This window comes from Microbacterium sp. GQ128, assembly GCF_059758615.1.
The window spans coordinates 69,366-85,498 of record NZ_JCAXDY010000002.1 but is presented as its reverse complement, the minus strand read 5'-3'; the positions used below and the strand labels follow the sequence as shown (position 1 = coordinate 85,498).

General features: G+C 69.1%; 14 protein-coding genes. 9 read left to right on the top strand and 5 right to left on the bottom strand.

Annotation, left to right across the window (positions count from 1 at the left end; translation table 11 throughout):
• Nucleotides 1-169 precede the first annotated feature (169 nt).
• The 6 genes from AC6CHX_RS06425 to AC6CHX_RS06400 are packed head-to-tail and all read left to right on the top strand — an operon-like array spanning nucleotide 170 to nucleotide 7,830.
• The gene (locus AC6CHX_RS06425; protein ID WP_498272115.1) at nucleotides 170-1,486 is read left to right on the top strand and encodes an ABC transporter substrate-binding protein; all 1,317 of its coding nucleotides are present in this window, start codon (nucleotides 170-172) and stop codon (nucleotides 1,484-1,486) included.
• 14 nt (nucleotides 1,487-1,500) lie between these two features.
• Nucleotides 1,501-2,442, top strand: a complete 942-nt coding sequence (locus AC6CHX_RS06420; protein ID WP_498272114.1) for a carbohydrate ABC transporter permease — start codon at nucleotides 1,501-1,503, stop codon at nucleotides 2,440-2,442.
• Nucleotides 2,443-2,447: 5 nt separating this feature from the next.
• Complete coding sequence (locus AC6CHX_RS06415; protein ID WP_498272113.1) at nucleotides 2,448-3,404, top strand: carbohydrate ABC transporter permease; 957 nt, start codon at nucleotides 2,448-2,450, stop codon at nucleotides 3,402-3,404.
• Nucleotides 3,391-4,416, top strand: a complete 1,026-nt coding sequence (locus AC6CHX_RS06410; RefSeq protein WP_498272112.1) for a hydroxyacid dehydrogenase — start codon at nucleotides 3,391-3,393, stop codon at nucleotides 4,414-4,416. Before AC6CHX_RS06415 ends, AC6CHX_RS06410 begins: the two co-directional genes overlap by 14 nt.
• 34 nt (nucleotides 4,417-4,450) lie before the next feature.
• Nucleotides 4,451-6,706 carry an FAD-dependent oxidoreductase gene (locus tag AC6CHX_RS06405; RefSeq protein ID WP_498272111.1) on the top strand — a complete coding sequence of 752 codons (2,256 nt, stop codon included), beginning with the start codon at nucleotides 4,451-4,453 and terminating at the stop codon, nucleotides 6,704-6,706.
• An 11-nt stretch (nucleotides 6,707-6,717) separates the two neighbouring features.
• Complete coding sequence (locus tag AC6CHX_RS06400) at nucleotides 6,718-7,830, top strand: substrate-binding domain-containing protein (RefSeq protein ID WP_498272110.1); 1,113 nt, start codon at nucleotides 6,718-6,720, stop codon at nucleotides 7,828-7,830.
• Nucleotides 7,831-7,844: 14 nt separating this feature from the next.
• On the opposite strand, the gene AC6CHX_RS06395 is transcribed toward AC6CHX_RS06400, so the two are convergent.
• From AC6CHX_RS06395 to AC6CHX_RS06375, 5 genes are all read right to left on the bottom strand, one after another.
• On the bottom strand, nucleotides 7,845-8,693 hold the full coding sequence (locus AC6CHX_RS06395; protein WP_498272109.1) for an SMP-30/gluconolactonase/LRE family protein: 849 nt from the start codon (nucleotides 8,691-8,693) through the stop codon (nucleotides 7,845-7,847).
• Nucleotides 8,690-9,547 (bottom strand): hypothetical protein, encoded by an 858-nt coding sequence (locus AC6CHX_RS06390; RefSeq protein ID WP_498272108.1) that lies wholly within the window; start codon nucleotides 9,545-9,547, stop codon nucleotides 8,690-8,692. The genes AC6CHX_RS06395 and AC6CHX_RS06390 overlap by 4 nt, the downstream gene beginning before the upstream one ends.
• Nucleotides 9,548-9,614: 67 nt before the next feature.
• Complete coding sequence (gene manD / locus AC6CHX_RS06385) at nucleotides 9,615-10,853, bottom strand: D-mannonate dehydratase ManD (protein WP_498272107.1); 1,239 nt, start codon at nucleotides 10,851-10,853, stop codon at nucleotides 9,615-9,617.
• Entirely contained in the window at nucleotides 10,850-12,067 is a 1,218-nt protein-coding gene (locus tag AC6CHX_RS06380) for an N-acetylglucosamine-6-phosphate deacetylase (protein ID WP_498272106.1), read from the bottom strand. Before AC6CHX_RS06380 ends, manD begins: the two co-directional genes overlap by 4 nt.
• On the bottom strand, nucleotides 12,064-12,846 hold the full coding sequence (locus AC6CHX_RS06375) for a 6-phosphogluconolactonase (protein ID WP_498272105.1): 783 nt from the start codon (nucleotides 12,844-12,846) through the stop codon (nucleotides 12,064-12,066). The genes AC6CHX_RS06380 and AC6CHX_RS06375 overlap by 4 nt, the downstream gene beginning before the upstream one ends.
• Before the next feature lie 138 nt (nucleotides 12,847-12,984).
• On the opposite strand from AC6CHX_RS06375, the gene AC6CHX_RS06370 reads away from it, so the two are divergent.
• The 3 genes from AC6CHX_RS06370 to AC6CHX_RS06360 all read left to right on the top strand — a co-directional run bounded on the left by AC6CHX_RS06370 (nucleotide 12,985) and on the right by AC6CHX_RS06360 (nucleotide 16,133).
• Nucleotides 12,985-14,001, top strand: a complete 1,017-nt coding sequence (locus AC6CHX_RS06370; RefSeq protein ID WP_376102112.1) for a LacI family DNA-binding transcriptional regulator — start codon at nucleotides 12,985-12,987, stop codon at nucleotides 13,999-14,001.
• Between the two features lie 33 nt (nucleotides 14,002-14,034).
• On the top strand, nucleotides 14,035-15,036 hold the full coding sequence (locus tag AC6CHX_RS06365; protein ID WP_498272104.1) for a Gfo/Idh/MocA family protein: 1,002 nt from the start codon (nucleotides 14,035-14,037) through the stop codon (nucleotides 15,034-15,036).
• 65 nt (nucleotides 15,037-15,101) lie between these two features.
• Nucleotides 15,102-16,133 (top strand): Gfo/Idh/MocA family protein, encoded by a 1,032-nt coding sequence (locus AC6CHX_RS06360; protein WP_498272103.1) that lies wholly within the window; start codon nucleotides 15,102-15,104, stop codon nucleotides 16,131-16,133.

Sequence of the window (16,133 nt, the reverse complement as noted above, 5' to 3'; positions counted from 1 at the left end):
CACGCTTCACGGGCGTCACCCTGCGGTCGCGCGCTCTCCGGCGCGCTCGCGTGATCACCCTCGAATCAATCGGAATTCATGCTTGATTCATTCTTCTGTGGACCCGTTGAATCAGAGAACACCGCGCATCCCGAGCGGATCCTGAAGCTACGTCACAAAGGAGTACGTAATGAATTTGAGTTCGAATCGCGCTCGCCGCCGCGTTGCGGCCGCGGCAGGAGCGCTGCTCGTCACCACTCTCGTGACGGCCGGCTGCGGCACACAGATCCGTGGGGGCGACGATGACGACACGAAGGCGACTCTCACCTACTGGTCGGCGTGGAACGTCGGCGAGGCGCAGCAGGAGATCTTCGAGACCGTGCGCACCGCCTTCACCGAGGAGACCGGCATCGAGGTCGAGGTCGAGTACCTCGGCCGCCAGGTCACGCAGAACCTGATCAACGCTCTCGGCAACGGGACCGGACCGGACCTCTTCGACGCGGGAAGCCGGAACATCCTGGATTACGAAGGCCGTGGCTTCCTGGCCGACCTCGACGGGCTGATGGAGACCGACATCCCCGGTGAGGACATCTCGGTGGGCGAGAGCTTCACGGACGCCGTCCGAGAGGCGGCATCGGGTGAGGAGGGCGTCGGGATCCTGCCGACCTACGTCAACTCCTCGGCGATCTGGTTCGACGCGTCGCAGTTCCCCGAACTCGAGAGCGATCCTCCGCAGGAGTGGGACGACTTCATCGCCCTCCTGGACGAGCAGAAGGCGGATGGCCTCACCCCCCTGGGCGCGGACGGCACGGTGCCCAGCTACAACGTGTTCTGGCTCTATCAGCTGCTCGTGCAGGCTGAAGGGCCGAGAGCGCTCCGCTCCCTCGCGGAGGCGCCGGAGAACTGGGATCAGCCGTACGTCCTCGAGGCGGCGCAGCGCGTCCAGCAGATCGTCGACGGCGGCTACCTCCAAGACGACTACATGGGCACGAAGTACCCGGATGCGCAGAATCAGTGGGCGCAGGGAGCGCACTCCTTCATGCTGGGTGGGTCGTACATGGAAGGGGAGACGAGAGACCAGCAGAAGGACGGCTTCACGGCTCGGACGTTCATGTTCCCGGCGGTCCCGGGCGGCACACCGACGGTCGAGGTCACCGCGAGCGGGCTCGCGATCAACGCCGACAGCAAGAACATGGATGCGGCGAACCAGTTCCTCGCCTTCGCCGCTCAGGAGAAATTCCAGAAGCTGTACGCGTCCGAGGCCGGGTTCATCGCGGCACGCGCGGGCGTGGAGCAGCCGGAGACGCTGCGCGGGCTGGTCGAGCAGATCGAGAACGCCGACTCCGTCACGCAGTCGCACGATCTCGCCGCAGCGCTCCACCCGTCGTGGTGGAACGACATCCTGCTGCCTCTGGATGACGCCCTCTTCTCGGGCACCATCACCGCGGAAGAGTTCGTCGCACGCGGCAAGGAGCAGACCGCCGCATACATCGCAGCCAACGGCTGATCGGCAGGCTCCCCATGGCGACCCCTCTCCTCCTCCACCGGCGCACTGCTCGGCAGGGATCGACCGATGCCACCGGTGTCGATCGGCTCGCGCTGCCCTTCCTCGTCCCCGCGGTGGCGATGATGACGATCACCCTCGTCATCCCGTCGGTTTTCACGGCCGTCATCTCGCTGACCTCGTGGTCGGGACCGGGAGACGAGGTCGTCTGGGTGGGCCTGCGCAACTACATCGGACTGTGGGCGTCGGACGCGTTCCGCTCGTCGTTCGTGAACACGGCGGTGCTGCTGATCGTCGGCGGCATCCTCGTGTTCACGGTGGTCTTCGCCTCATTGATCGCACTGCGCGGGATGCGGGGCGGAGCGTTCATCCGGTCCGTCGTGTTCGTGCCGGTGATCATCTCGCCGATCGCGATCGGTGTGGCTTTCGGCTTCCTCCTCAATCCGAACGGCGGCTTCAACCAGATCCTCGAAGCGCTCTCGCTCGACGCCTTGCGAAGAGCCTGGCTGTCACCGGACGTCGTGTTCCAGGTGATCATCGTCGGCCTCGTGTGGAGCGTCAGCGGGTACTACCTCGCGATCGTCGCGACGGGCGTCGATCAGATCCCCGCGCACCTGTATGAGGAGGCGGAACTTGCGGGAGCGACTAGCACGCAGCAGTTCCGGATGATCACCATCCCGCTGAGCTGGGAGTCGCTCTCGGTCGCGATCGTGCTGTGGATCATCAGCAGCATGAAGACGTTCGAGATCGTGATCGCGTTCGTCGGATCCCAGGGCGTGCCGCCCATCCAAGCGCGCACCGCGTCAGTGCAGCAGTACCTCGCCACGACCGGCGGTCCGGACGGAAGCCCGCAGCTCGCCTACGCGTCGGCGATCGGCATGGTGCTCTTCCTGCTCACCTCGGTCCTGGTGATGCTCGTGCGGAGACTTCTGAAGAGAGACAAGGTGGAACTGTCGTGACCATCATGACCAGGCCTCCTCGCGCCCCCGAGGCGGCGGAGCAACCGGTGCAGACCGGCCGCCACCCCCGCCTCCGGCGTACCGGGCACCGACGGTGGACCGCTCCCATCGGCGACATCGTCATCCCGCGCGGCATCCAGGTCGCGCTGTGGCTGTGGGTGTCGTTCAACCTCCTGATGGCGGTGTGGGTGGGAATCACGTCCCTGAAGTCGGACAGCGAGATCTTCGCCACACCCTTCGGTCTTCCCGCGTCGCCGGAGTGGGAGAACTTCGTCAGCGCGTGGACGGTTTCCGGTTTCGGCGGCGTGACACTCAACACGATCGTCATCGTGACGATCTCCGCCTCCCTGACGATCGCTCTCGGAGCCCCCGCCGCATATGTGCTCGCCAGGAGTTCGCGACGGTGGATCTCGGGCATCAACACCTATACGGCGCTGTGTGTGGCCCTGCCGGTGCAGACCATCCTCGTCCCGCTCTTCATCGCGAAGACGGAGGTGCACCAGTTCGCCGTGGAGATCCTCTTCGGGTGGTGGGATGACCGGATCACGCTCATCTTCATCTATGTCGGCACTTCTCTGCCGTTCACGATCTTCCTGCTCACGGCCGCCTTCAGGGGGCTTCCGTCTGCGCTTCCCGAGGCTGCGGCCCTCGACGGGGCGACACCCGCGCGCACGTTCTGGAGCATCATGATGCCGGTCGCCTGGCCGGCGGTGAAGAGCGCGTTCGTCCTGAACTTCCTGCACATGTGGAACGAAGCGCTCCTCGTGCTGGTGCTGATCAACTCGCCGAGCGAGCAGACCCTGCCCGCTGCACTTCTCCGCTTGTACGGCACCATGCAGTACAACTCCAACTGGGGAGGCCTGTTCGCCGGAGTCGTGATCGTCATCTATCCGATGATCCTGCTGTATCTGTGGGTCGGTCGCCGCATCATGGAAGGAATGACCTCCGGTGCCGTCAAGTGATCGTGGAGGTCGCGGGCTGCTCCCGACCATCGTCATCAGCGCCGACGACGGCGACGCCGACAGACTGTTCCCTGCGAACGTGCTCGCGCCGTTGCGCGAGCACGGCCGCATCGTGCACGTGGGTGGCGACCTGAGCGTGCTCGACGGGGAGGACAGGCGATCCGCCGAGGTGCTCCTGACGAGCTGGGGGACGCACGAGATCTCTGCCGGCGTGCTCGACGGGTTCCCCTCGCTCGAGGCGATCATCCACACGGGGGGTTCGGTGAAGCGGCTCCTCACGGACGACGCGTGGGAGACGGGCGTGCGCGTCTCGACCCAGGTCGAACGCAACGCGGAGGCGGTCGCCGAGTATGCCGCAGCGATGATCGTCGCGAGCCTGAAAGGCGTGTTCCGACTGCGGCGGGACTACGTCCGCGAAGGCTCGGCGCTCGATCGGGCGTCTCGACTCGACACGCTCGGGATCACAGCCAAGACCGTCGGCCTGGTGGGAGCGTCCCGCGTCGGCCGTGCGGTGGCGCGACTCATCGCACGGCACGATCTCCAGGTGCTCGTCTACGACCCGTACATCGATGACGTCGAAGCGGACTCCCTGGGCGCCCGGCTGACGTCGTTGGAGACTCTGATGCGCGACAGCGATGTGGTGTCCCTGCACGCCCCGGCCACTCCGGGCACGCACGGGATGATCACCCGCTGGCTGCTGGAGAGCATGCGGGCGGGTGCCACACTCATCAACACCGCCCGCGGATCGATCGTCGACCAGGACGCCCTCATCGACGTGCTCCGCACCCGCGACCTCTTCGCGATCCTCGATGTCACCGAGCCCATGGTCCCCGCCGCCGACTCGGCGTTGTGGGCGCTGGAGAACGTCTTTCTGACGCCCCATCTCGCCGGTGCCACGGGGTCGGATCTCCAACAGCTCGGCCGAGGAGCAGTCGACGAGGCGATCCGAATGCTCACGGGCGAGGAGCTCGCGCACCGGGTGCGGGCCGAAGACCTTTCGCGAATCGCGTGAGCCCCGGGGAACCGGGAAGAACGGAAGAGGGATCATGAGCAATCGGACGAGGCACGATGTCGACGTCGCCGTCATCGGCGGGGGGCTCGCCGGTGTCGCGGCAGCGATCGCTGCGGCGCGCAACGGAGCGACCGTGGCGTTGGTGCAGGATCGTCCGGTGCTCGGGGGGAACTCGAGCAGCGAGGTGCGGGTCTGGGTCTGCGGTGCGACGGCGACGGGACATCATCGCTTCGCGCGCGAGACGGGAATCATCGGCGAGCTCTATGTCGAGAACGAGTACCGCAATCCACTCGGCAACCCGTACTACTGGGACCTCGTCGTGCTCGATGCCGTGAAGGCGGAGCCGCGAATCACCCTGCTCCTGAACACACACATCACTGAGGTGAGGATGCGTGGAGACCAAATCTCGTCGGTGGGCGGGATCGTCCTGGGCTCGGAGGGCGAGGTGACTGTGGTCGCGCACACCTTCGTGGATGCCACCGGGGACGGATCCGTGGCAGCCCGGGCCGGCGCTCGGACGCGACTCGGCCGGGAGTCGAGTGCGGCGTTCGGTGAAGACCTGGCACCGGAGGAGGAGGACGAGCTCACGCTGGGCAGCACGCTGCTGTTCTACACGCGTAAGGAATCCGAACCGGTGCCGTTCGTGCCGCCGGCGTTCGCGATTGACCTCGCGGCCACGACGATCCCGGAGAGCCGGGTGCTTCGCACGGGTGACAACGGCGCAGACTATTGGTGGATCGAATGGGGCGGCGAGTTGGACATCGTCGCCGACAATGAGCGGATCAGGGACGAGCTGTGGGCGGTCATCTACGGCATCTGGGATCACATCAAGAACTCCGGGCGGTTCCCGGATGCCGAGAACCTCACTCTGGAGTGGGTCGGTTCAGTTCCCGGCAAGCGAGAGTATCGCCGCATCGTCGGCGCGCACACCATGACCCAGGAGGACGTCGCGTCGGCGATACAGAAGTCGGATGCGATCGGGTTCGGCGGATGGTCGATCGACCTGCACCCGTCGAAGGGCGTGTACGAGCCGCGCTCGGCCGCGCAGCAGATATACCCGCGCGGCACCTACGACATCCCGTTCGGCATCCTGCGCTCCATCGACGTCGGCAATCTGCTAATGGCCGGCCGCAACGTGAGCGCGACGCACATCGCCTTCGGCTCTCTGCGCGTGATGGCGACGTGCGCGGTGATGGGTGAGGCCGCCGGAACCGCAGCGGCTCTGTGTGCCGCATCGGACTGGACTCCGGAGGAGCTTCACGATGAGCACATCCGAACCCTGCAGCGCCGGTTGGTGCGACAGGACGCCGCGCTCATTGGCGTGCGCGACGACGACCCCGCCAATCTCGCTCTGCAGGCGGCGGTGACGGTGACGTCGGAGCTCCGGTGGGATCAGCTCGACGACCCGAGTTCCTCTCTCCCGCTCACCGACGACACCGCCTTCCTGGTTCCACGAGGGCAGTCGGGGCCGGTGCAGGTGCACCTCTCGTGCGAGGAGGCCGCCACCGTCTCGTGGACGGTGCTCGAGACTCCCGACGGCCGCACCTATTTCCCGGAGGTGTCGCTCGATTCCGGGAGCATCGACCTTCCGGCCGGACACGCCGGGTGGGTGGCGTTGACGGATGAGCTTCCGGTCGGCGAGAGCCCGGAAGCGTCGACGGTCATCGTCCTCGAAGCGACCCCGGGCGTGCGGTGGGGGATCAGCGGTCAGTACCTGTTCGGCGCGGTCTCGATGACGCGTCGCGGCACCGACCACGTCGACGAGATCGACGCCCACCTCGTCGACGATCGACCGGACGACGTGGTGCGGTGGGGGATCAAGAAGCTGTCGCGCGTTCGACTTGCCATGCGATGCGAGGGTGCCGTCGTGGGCTTGGAAGCGGCCAACGTCGTCGGAGGGTACGGGCGACCTTACGGCGGACCGCGGATGTGGTCGTCGCGTCCGCGACGAGACCTGGGCGCTGATGAGCCGGAGATACTCACGCTCGAGTGGGAACGCGAAGTCCAGGCGTCGGAGGTGCGCGTGGTGTTCAATGACGACGTCAACGCCTACCTGAACAATCTCCACTACGTCCGGAGTGAGTACCGGATACCGCCCGAGATCGTCGCCGACTTCGATCTCGAAGCATTCGTGGATGGGCACTGGCGCACCCTCGGCACGGTGCGGGACAATCGTCGACGTCACCGAACCGTGGCGTTCGAACCCGTTGCGACGACGCGAATCCGGCTCGTCTGCCACCGCACGAACGGCTCCGACCTGGTCCAGGTGGGCCAGGTGCGGGTGTACTGATCGGAAGAACAATGACAGCAGTGCATCCCACCCCGTCCGGCCTCACGCCTCGTGCGCTCAAGTTCGAGGCACTCGCGCAGGAGCTTCGTCGAGGGATCGCGGCCGGCAGTTGGCCGCTGGGCAGCCTGCTCCCGACCGAGAAGCAGCTCGTAGAGTCCACCGGCTACTCGCTCAGCACCGTGCGGCGCGCCGTCGATGTCCTGGTCGACGAAGGACTCATCCTCCGCCGCCAAGGCTCCGGCATGTACGTGTCGAGTGCGTCCAGGCAGCGAACTGAACAGCGCACGATCGGCGTGCTGATCCCCGATACCCGCCTGTATTTCCCGACCGTGCTCCAGGGCATCGAGGCGGGACTCTCCGGTTCGGGAACCTCCATCGCCCTCGCGACCTCGCAATACGACTCGCGCATCGAGCAGGAAGCGATCGCCCGGTTCGTCGAGTCCGGCGTCGATGGTCTACTTATCACGCCCATCATCTCGGACGATGCCGATCCCGGCACCCTGCTCCGCCGGCTGGAGAGCATTCCGATACCGGTGGTGATGCTGGAGAGACGTATCCGGAGCCTGGGCTATTTCGATCCGACCGAGTACGTCTGCTCGAATCATGAAGCCGGTGCCTTCGAGGGGGTGTCCCACCTGCACCGTCTCGGTCATCGCCGGATCGCGCTGGCGCTGCGGGCGGATTCCGCTCCGTCGTCCGGAGTCCGCCGCGGGTATGAGGCGTCCGTCCCGCACCTGGAGGGCATGGTGAGCACGATCGTCTCGAGGACGAGTGCCGAGTGGCTGCAGACCCATGCCGACGACGTGCTCCAGGAGATGGTCGATGGTGGTTGCACCGCGGCCCTCGTCTTCGGTGACCGCGAGGCGACGCTCCTTGAGGTCGCCGCGCAGCGTCGAGGGTTGCGCGTGCCCGAGGATCTCGCAGTCGTCTCCTATGACGACGAGGTGGCCGACGTCGCCCCGGTGCCGCTGACGGCCGTGTCGCCGGCCAAGCACCGCATCGGGCGGATGGCCGCGGCGCTCCTGCTGACGCGGATCACCGAGGGAGATCAGTCGCCGGTCCAGCAGATCTCGATCGTGCCGAGGCTGACGATCCGCGATTCCTGCGGTGCCCGGACCCGCTAGGCGCAGAACCCTTCTCAACCGGCGAACAGTGCGACCGGCAGCCCACGCACACCGGGCCGCACCGCGAACACGGAACCCGCCTCCGTGCCGTGGTCGTCGGGGAGCCCCTGGGCCGAGGTCGTGATGTAGAGCGTGCCGAGGTCGTCGCCGCCGAACGTGCAGGCAGACACCTGCGGCACGGGAAGGTCGATCGTCTGCACGAGGGCCCCGCTCGCGTCGTAGCCGTGAACGGCGCTGCCGCCCCAGAGGGCGACCCACACGCTGCCGTCCGCGGCGACCGTCAACCCGTCCGGCGATCCCTGCTCCTCGGGAATCGAGACGAACGCCCGCCGCCCGCGCAGCTCGCCCTCGGCCACATCGAACACGTCGATGCGGTGGGTAGCGGTGTCGACGTAGTAGGCGCGGCGGCCGTCGGGCGAGAACCCGATGCCGTTCGAGATGGTGGCCCGGGGCAGCACGTTCGAGATCGCGAGGTCGGCGTCGAGTCGCAGCACGAACCCGGCGTCCGGGGTCGAGTCGTAGGCCATCGACCCGGCCAGCAGGCGTCCGCGCGGGTCACAGCATCCGTCGTTCATGCGCACGCGCAGGTCGTCGCCCAGGGTCGCCGCCGCACGGGTCTCGCCGTCGACGTCGTCCGCCAGGTAGAGCGTGCGGGCGCCGACGGCCACCAGCCCGCCGTTCGTGCGCGGACGTGCGAACGCCAGGTACTCGTCGTCGATGTGCTGGCGGGTCACTCCGTCGGAGCGCAGCGTGAGCAGGTCGCCGGCGTCACCGTCGACCCACCGCAGCCCACCCCAGCCGGGCCACCACACGGGACCTTCGGCGTGATGGGCGACGGGACCGGTGACGTTCTCCGGGGTCATGCTTCTTCTCTCGGCTGGGTGCGCGGGGGTGCCGGGCGGAGCGGGTCGGCGATCGGCATCCGCTCGGGTTCCGGTGCGGTTCCGGGCGCGGAGTCGGCTGCCGGAGCGGTGGCTGCCCCGGCCGGAAGCTCGCGCGCCACCTGCTTCTCGAGCACGGTGACCGCATCGTCGGAGAGCAGGATGAGGCCGTCGAGCTCTTCGCGCACCCGCTTGTAGGCCACGTTGCGCTCGGCCTGCGTGGCCGATTCGTCGACCGCGACCTTGAGCAGCTGCTGCGCGCGTTCGAGGCGCTTGCGCTCCGGCTCGGTGAACGTCGAGTCGCGCAGCCGCCGCGCATCCTTCTCGGCGATCTCGAACGCGACCGCGTAGTCGCCCACGGCCTGCAGGTACTCGGTGATCTGCTGCTCCGAGACCTTCGCCTCGGCAGATGCCGGACGCAGCGCATCCGCGGTCTTCTTGGCCCGCAGGAACGCGGCGGTCAACGGCTGACGGCCATCGCTCATGGCGGGAAAGGCGATGAGCTTCGCGACGTCGAGCTCATAGTCGAGCCAGCGTGCGGTGATCTCGTCGTGCTCGGCGAACAGTCGTGCGACGAGGTCGTTCGGGGCGACGGATGCCGTGGTGTCCACCACCGAGGGTCCACGGCGCTTGGCCTGCTGGGTGAGTGCGCGCGCCTCGATCTCGGCGGTCTTCAGCTGCGCCTTCATGCGCAGAGTCTCCAGGCGGCGCTCATGACGACGCTTGGAGCCCTGCTCCCACGCCTTCGCGGCACCGCCGGCCATCCCCATAATGGGGAAGATGAGCCACCAGTAGTTGCCCGCGAAGTTCCAGAAGCCCTGGATGAACTCGTCCATGATGCGTTCAGCCTACTGCGCGGGGTGGTCGCGACCGAGGTCTCTCCCGGGCGCGACCACCGCGCGTTCACCAGTCGTGGACGGTGCCGTCGAGGAGGCGGTTATAGGGGAGGTAGGCCTGCTCGTACGGGTACTTGCCCGCTTCGTCGACGTCGAGCTCGACGCCGAGGCCGGGGTTGTTCCCGGGGTGCAGGTATCCGTCGGTCCAGGTGAACGACTGCTGGAACACCTGGTCGGTGCGGGAGCCGTGCTGCATGTACTCCTGGATGCCGAAGTTGTGGATCGACAGCCCCAGGTGCATCGCGGCGGCCATGCCGACCGGGGAGATGTCGGTGGGCCCGTGCATGCCCGACTTGATCTGGTACATCGCCGCGTAGTCGAGGGTCTTCTTGAGGGCGGTGATGCCGCCCATGTGGGTGACGGCCCCGCGGACGTAGTCGATGAGCTGGTCGCGGATGATGTCCTTGAAGTCCCACACCGTGTTGAAGATCTCGCCGATCGCGAGCGGGGTGGTGGTGTGCTGGCGCACCAGGCGCAGTGCCTCCTGGTTCTCGGCGGGGGTGCAGTCCTCGAGCCAGAACAGGTCATACGGCTCGAGGTCCTTGCCGAGCCGCGCGGCCTGGATGGGCGTCATCCGGTGGTGGCCGTCGTGCAGCAGGGGGATGTCGGGGCCGAACTCGTTGCGCACCGCTTCGAACACGCCGGGGAGGTGGTTCAGGTAGGCGCGGGTGTCCCAGTCCTCTTCCACCGGCTTCGCGCCGCGGCGGGCCGGTTCATGGTCGTACCGGACCGATGCGTCGCCGACGTCGGCGCCCTGCGCGGCGATCCCGTAGATCGCCTTCAGCGTCGGCACCCCGGTCTGCACCCGGATCGCCTTGTACCCCTGCTCCTGGTGTGCGCGGATCGAGTCGAACAGCTCGGGCAGCTCCTTGCCCGACGCATGTCCGTACGCCATCAACCCGTTCCGCGACGCCCCACCCAGCAGCTGGTACACAGGGAGACCTGCGACCTTGCCCTTGATGTCCCACAGGGCCATGTCGACCGCCGCGATCGCCGCCATGGTCACGGGTCCGCGACGCCAGTACGCACTGCGGTACAGGAACTGCCAGGTGTCCTCGATGCGCGACTCGTCGGCGCCGATCAACAACGGCACCACGTGCTCGGTCAGGTAGGCGACCACCGCGAGCTCGCGCCCGTTCAACGTCGCATCCCCCAGCCCCGTCACCCCGTCTGCGGTCGTGATCTTCAGCGTGACGAAGTTGCGGTCGGGACTCGTGACGATCACGTCAGCTCTGTCGATGGTCATCGGCGTCCTCCTGCGGCGGTGCGGGTGTCGGTGGTGCGGGCGTCGGTGGCGTCGGCATCGTCAAAGGACTCGATGGCGGACTCGCCGGCGACGAGAACCTGTCGCGGTGTGATCGCGCGGTCGCCGGGCGCCCAGTCGAAGAGCAGCACGTCGGCGCGGGCTCCGACCCTCCAGTGCGGTCCGTCGTCCAGGACGGATGCGGGGGCGGCGCTCGCCAGCCGCAGCGCCGCCGACAGCGAGCCCGTGAGGCGCGCGACGGTCGCGACGCCGACATCGAGGGTCTGCACGGATCCCGCGAGGAACCCGGTCGACACGTGCCGCAGCGCTCCGTCGTCGGCGAGGTGCACTCCGCCGCCGACGGTCGAGACGCCGTTCTCCCGCAGGGCGCTGGGCGTGGCGACGGCGTCGCTCACGAGGAAGATGCCGTGGTCGCGCTTGGCGGCGATCATGGTCGCGAGCGTCGCATCCGGCAGGTGGTGGCCGTCGGCGATGACACCGGCGGCGAGCCGGCGCTCGGCGAGTTGGGTCCAGAGGTAGTTCGGATGCCGGGGGAGCACCGCGTGAGCACCGTTGCCGAGGTGCGTGGAGAGGGTGGCGCCGGCATCCACGACCGCGGCGATCTCGGCATCCGTCGCGTGGGTGTGCCCGACCGCGACCCGCACGCCGTGGGCGACGAGGAACCGCGTGGCCTCGACCGATCCGGGATGGTGCGGAGACAGGGTCACGACACGGAGCAGGCCGGGCGCGGCGTCGAGCCAGCTCTGCAGCTCGGCGACGGCCGGAGGGCGGATGTGTGCGAGTGGATGCACGCCGCGGGGGCCGTCCTGCTCCGACAGGCTCGGACCCTCGACGTGGATGCCGGCGACCGCGCGCGAGGTCGCGGTCGAGGTGCGCACGGCCTGGTCGATCGCACGGATGCGGGCGAGCATCTCGGCGGGGGCGGCGGTGATGACGGTCGGCAGGAACCGCGTGACGCCGTGGGCGGCGAGAGACCGTGCCATCGCCGAGATGTGGTCCGGCGAGGGCTCGGCCGCATTGGCATCGCCGTCGAGGTGGCCGTTGACCTGCAGGTCGATCAGCCCGGGGCCGATCCAGGGGGCGTCGGGGCCGGGGTCGGGCGTCGAGGTGAGCGCGCTGATCCGCCCGTGCTCGACGACGACCTCGAGACCGCCGAGGCCGAGGGCGTCGCGACCGTGCAGCGTGCGCGCCGTCATCGTGCCGCCTGGCCCGCCACGGCCGGCGCCGGGTGCAGCAGCGATGCCGCGTCACGGTCGACGTGCACCTCGCAGCGCGAGTGCCGCCGCAGCACGGTGCACGGCCAGTGCGCGCTGATCGGCTCCTCGACCAGGGCGCGCACGGCCTCGGCCTTGCGGGCATCGGGCACGGCGCACACGAGGTGGGCGCCGCTCATCAGCGCCGGGATCGTCAGCGTCAGTGCGTGGGTGGGCACGGCCTCGAGCGTATCGAAGCAGTCGTCGTCGACCTGCTGCACGCGGCTAGCGAGGTCGAGCTGCACGACGCGCACGGGGCAGGGGTCGCCGAGGTCGGCGTCGGGCGGATCGTTGAACGCGATGTGGCCGTTCACGCCGATGCCGAGGCAGACGAGGTCGATGGGCGCCTCGGCGAGCAGGGCCGCGTACTCCTCGGTGGCCGCCTGGGCGCCGAGCTCGGTGCGCATGGGGTGGAACGCGGCGGGCTGAACCGCGTCGACGAGGTGGGTGCGCAGCCAGTTGCCGAAGCGCTGCGGTGCCGCGGGGTCGAGATCGAGGTACTCGTCCATGTGCAGGATCGTGATGCGGTCCCACGGCACATCGGGCTCCGCCGTGAGAGCTCGGTACACGTCGAGCTGGCTGGGGGCGGCGGCGGCGATCATCCGAGCGGTGCCGCGGGCGGCCACGGCTTCGCGCAGGGTGCGCGCCGCCGATCGCGCGGCGGCAGCGCCCATCGCGGCGCGGTCGGGGTGGGCATGCAGGGCGAACGTCGTCGTGCTCATGATCCGCAAGATTAATGCAACCGCTTGCAAAGTCAAGCCCTCGCGCGGGATCGGTTCCGCGTCGTCGTCGCCCCGACGGCGCGATCCCCGACGGTTCGCACGCGCGCCGTCGCGGTGCACGGGCTTAGTGTGTGTGACGTGACAGGCAACAGGAAGACGGCATCGACGTCGGTGACGATCGGCGACATCGCCCGCGTGGCCGGCGTCTCACGGTCGACGGTGTCCCGCGCGTTCAGTCGCCCCGAGCTGCTGAACCCCGAGACGGTGCGACGCGTCAAGGCCGCGGCCGACGAGCTCGGCTACGTCGTGAACCACGCCGCGCGAGCGCTCTCCACCGGCCGCTTCGGCAACGTCGCCGTGGTCGTCCCCGACATCGCCAACCCGTTCTTCCCGCCGCTCGTGCGACGCGTGCAGACACTGGCCGACGCCGCCGGATATGCGGTGTTCCTGGGCGACTCCGACGAGATCGCCGACCGCGAGGCCAACCTCACCTCGCGCCTCAGCGCCCAGGTCGAGGGCTTCGTCCTGGCCTCCCCGCGCCTAGACGAGGAGCGCATCCGCGAGCTCGACGCCTCGCGGCCCGTGGTGCTCGTCAACCGCGACATCGACGGCCTGGCGCGGGTGCTGATCGATCCGAGCGGCGGCCTCGACGAGGCTGTCGCGCACCTGCATCGCCTCGGCCACACCCGCGTGGTGTACCTGTCGGGGCCGCGCGAGTCGTGGTCGGACCAGCAGCGTCGTGCAGCCCTCGCTCGGGCCGCCGAGCGCGCGGGCCTCGAGGTCATCGTGCAGGAGCTGGGGCGCCCCAGTTCGGCTGGCGGACGCGATGCCGTCGGCGGCATCCTCGCCTCCGAGGCGACCGCCGTGATCGCCTTCGACGACGTGGTCGCGCAGGGGGTCATGGCGGGGCTCGCACTGCGCGGCATCGACGTTCCCCGCGACATCAGCGTGATCGGATGCGACGACACCCTGGCCTCCGGCACGCATCCGGCGCTCACCACGATCTCCGCGGCATCGGCGGCGGCGGGTGATGCCGCGGCTGAGCTGCTGCTCGGCGTGCTCGCCAGTGGGGAGCGGTCGGACGCCCGCGTGACGATCGCGACGCACCTGGTCGTCCGGGCCACGACGGAGGCGGCGCGCACGATCGGCGGTTGACCATGCAACCGGTCGCATGATTTACTGTCGCCCATGCCTCGGATCGCGATCATCGGTGCCGCCCATCCGCACGTCGACTACGTGCTCGACGAGCTGACCCGCGCCGACCGCGCATCGTTCGAACTCGTCGGCGTGCAGGACTCCGACCCCGCGGTCGCCGCTCGTCACGCCGCCCGCTTCGGAGTGCCCGCCTTCGACCGCGCCGAGGATCTGCTCGCCGAGGGCGTCGACGTCGCCGTGATCGCCGGGGTCTACGGAGCGCGCGGAGCAGACGTCATCGCCGCCCTCCGCTCCGGTGCCCACGTGCTGGCCGACAAGCCGCTGTGCACCTCGCTCGCCGAGCTCGACGAGATCGAGACGGCGGCCGCCGAGTCCGACCGCACCGTGAACCTGCTGCTCGAGAAGCGCGGCTACCCCGAGACCCTCGCCGCCCTCGAGGTCGTGCGCGCCGGTGAGCTCGGCGACATCGTCGGCATCACCTCGTCGGGTCCGCACAAGCTCAACCGCGACCAGCGCCCGGCGTGGTTCTTCGAGCCGGCGCAGTACGGCGGCATCCTCACCGACCTGTCGGTGCACGACCTCGACGCCGCGCTGCTGTTCGCGCCCGCCGACGAGGGTGTGATCCGCGGAGCCGTCTCGGCCCCGCTCGACGGCGCCGCGGGATTCGCGCGCTACGGCTCGGCCACCCTCACGACGCCCAACACCGTCGTCTCCGCCGAGGTGAGCTGGCTCACGCCGCAGGCCTCCGACGTGCACGGCGACTATCGACTGCGCCTGGTGGGCACCCGCGGCACCGCGGAGATCTTCTGGGCCCGCGGTCGGGTCGAGGTCACCACAGAGGAGCAGCCGACCCGCGCGCTCGATCTGCCGCCGGGGCGACGCCCCGCCGAAGAGGCGCTCGATGCCTTCGCCGATGGACGCACCCCCGAGGTCGGCACCCGGGACTCGCTCGCGGCGACCCGGCTCGCCCTCCTCGCTCAGGCCTCCGCCGATCAGGGCGGCACCGCGCTCGCCTGGTCGCGCCGGGCTGACTGACTCATGCTCTGAACCCGCCGCCTGACCCGACACCTGCGGCATCCACCCCCACGACAGGAGACATCATGACCGAACCGCTGCGCATCGCGATCGTCGGCGCCGGGGTGATCGGCGCCGTCCACGCGCGCCTCGTCGCGGCTCTGGGCGACGCCGGGGTGCTCGCCGCGATCGTCGACGTCGACGAGGCCCGCGGCCGCGCGCTCGCGGAGCAGTACGGCGTCCCGTTCCACGCCTCCGCCACCGCGGCGTACCGCGCCGAGAGCGTCGACCTCGCCGCGATCTGCCTGCCCAGCGCCTTCCACGCCGACGCGGTGATCGACGCCCTCGACGCCGGGGTGGACGTGATCGTCGAGAAGCCGATCGACGTCACGCTCGAATCCGCCGATCGCGTGCGGGCGGCGGAGGCCGCCTCCGGTCGTACTGTCTCCGTCATCAGCCAGCGCCGCTTCCAGCCGGTGGCCTCGTTCATCCGCCGCTCGATCGACGAGGGCGCGCTCGGACGCGTGACCTCGGGTGTCGTGGAGTCGGCGTTCTTCCGCCCGCAGGAGTACTACGAGTCCGGCGACTGGCGCGGCACGGCGGCGATCGACGGCGGTGGTGCGCTCATGAACCAGGGCATCCACGCGCTGGACCTGCTGCTGTGGATGCTCGGCACCCCGGTGTCGGTGAGCGCCAAGACGGGCCGCCTCGCGCACGAGGGTATCGAGGTGGAGGACGTCGCGGGCGCCACGATCGAGTTCGAGAGCGGGGCCATCGGGCTGCTGCTCGCGAGCACCGCGGCGTACCCGGGGCTTCCGGTGCGCCTCGCCGTGCACGGCTCGCAGGGGACGGCCGTGATGGAGAACGACGGTCTCGCGTTCTTCGCCTCGGCCACTGCGCCGCAGCCGGATGCCGACACGCTCGTCGAACACGACGTGCCGGAGGGGTGGAGCGACGTCGACATGGCGCATCGCCGGCAGTACCTCGATGTCGTGCAGGCGATCCGCAGCGGGCATCGCCCCGCCATCACCACCGACGACGGCCGCCGAGCGCTGCAGGTGGTGCTCGCCGTGTACGAGTCCGCCCGCACCGGTCGTCCCGTCGACCTCCACGAGTGA